Genomic DNA, 1,218 nt, shown 5'->3' with positions numbered 1-1,218 from the left:
CTAGGCCGTAGACTCATAAGCGCGCAGCCACAGCCGCATTGAGGCGAGCTGGATCATGGCGAGGAAGTTGGCTGCGAGCTTGTCGTAACGGGTGGCGACGCGGCGGAAGTGCTTCAGCTTGGAGAAGAACCGCTCGATGAGGTTGCGCTCGCGATAGAGCCGCTTGCTGAAGCACGGCTTCCAGCGCCGGTTGCTCTTGGGCGGGATGTTCGGCGTGGCGCCCTGGTCCTGGATCAACTCGCGGATGCGGTCAGCATCATAGGCCTTGTCCGCCAGCACGATAGTCTGCGGACCGAGATGGTCGAGCAGCGTGCCAGCAACCAGCCCATCATGTGTTTGTCCAACCGTCAGGCCGAGCCGGATCGGGAGCCCTTGCGCGTCGACGACCGCGTGAATCTTGGTCGTGAGCCCGCCCCGGGAGCGACCGAGACAATGATCTGTACCCCCCTTTTTGCCGTTGCGGCCTGCTGGTGGGCACGAACGGAGGTGCTGTCGATCATCTGGATATCGCCGTCGTGCCCGGCGGTGATGGCATCCATCATCCGATCCCATACCCCGGCCTTCCGCCATCGCACGAAGCGGTTGTAACAGGTGGTGCGCGGACCATAGCGCTCGGGCAGGTCACGCCATGGAGCACCGGATCGCAATACCCAGAAGATGCCGTTCAGCACGCGGCGATCATCGACGCGCGGCACGCCTCGTGGCTTGTTGGGCAGCAGCGGCTCGATCACGCGCCACTCAAAGTCGGTCAGATCATATCGGCTCATGCCGACCCTGAATCAGAAATCAGCCTATCAGGAAAGGGGTTGGAGGGTCGCGCTTACGGTCGCATGATGAACGGATAACATCGCACCAATGTGGGAGCGCAAATGACCTGTGAGGCCCTTGTAGAGGTTTTGGAAGACACTCGAAGATGCTTGCCCGAGAGAATAACGACTTCTCTTGGTCGCGCTGGGCAAACAGCAATGAGGCGGTCGCGGAGATCGACGATATTCTACGGCGCATCAATGCCGCCGAAACCATCAAACTTCTGCCGTTACAGGTTCTGTTCGGCCCGACAAGCTCGCTTCAAGAGGTCAGCATCGAAAGCGGCTGGGGCGACGACTTCCTAAAGCTCGCTTCACGCTTCGACGACGCAATAGCCGATTTGTAACCGGACGGACGTCCGGGATCAGCTAGGCATCGTCCGACGGGCCCAGTTTATGGGTTCACGGCCTA

General features: G+C 60.5%; 2 protein-coding genes. One reads left to right on the top strand and one right to left on the bottom strand.

Annotated features, from left to right (window positions below; genetic code table 11):
• A protein-coding gene (locus DKB74_RS18490; RefSeq protein WP_109809678.1) for an IS5 family transposase occupies window positions 1-767 on the bottom strand; the annotation gives its coding sequence in 2 pieces (ribosomal slippage) (window positions 1-443 and window positions 443-767; 768 coding nt in all).
• Between the two features lie 146 nt (window positions 768-913).
• Here DKB74_RS18490 and DKB74_RS18485 point away from each other — a divergent pair.
• The gene (locus tag DKB74_RS18485; RefSeq protein WP_109809677.1) at window positions 914-1,153 is read left to right on the top strand and encodes a hypothetical protein; all 240 of its coding nucleotides are present in this window, start codon (window positions 914-916) and stop codon (window positions 1,151-1,153) included.
• The last annotated feature ends 65 nt before the right edge of the window (window positions 1,154-1,218 follow it).

This window comes from Stakelama portus (assembly GCF_003171655.1).
Classification (GTDB): domain Bacteria; phylum Pseudomonadota; class Alphaproteobacteria; order Sphingomonadales; family Sphingomonadaceae; genus Sphingomonas; species Sphingomonas portus.
This window is presented reverse-complemented; position numbering and strand designations above follow the sequence as displayed.

Coding starts and splice junctions, on each gene's coding strand:
- DKB74_RS18485 (WP_109809677.1), top strand. CDS start 914: ATGCTTGCCCGAGAGAATAACGACTTCTCTTGGTCGCGCTGGGCAAAC.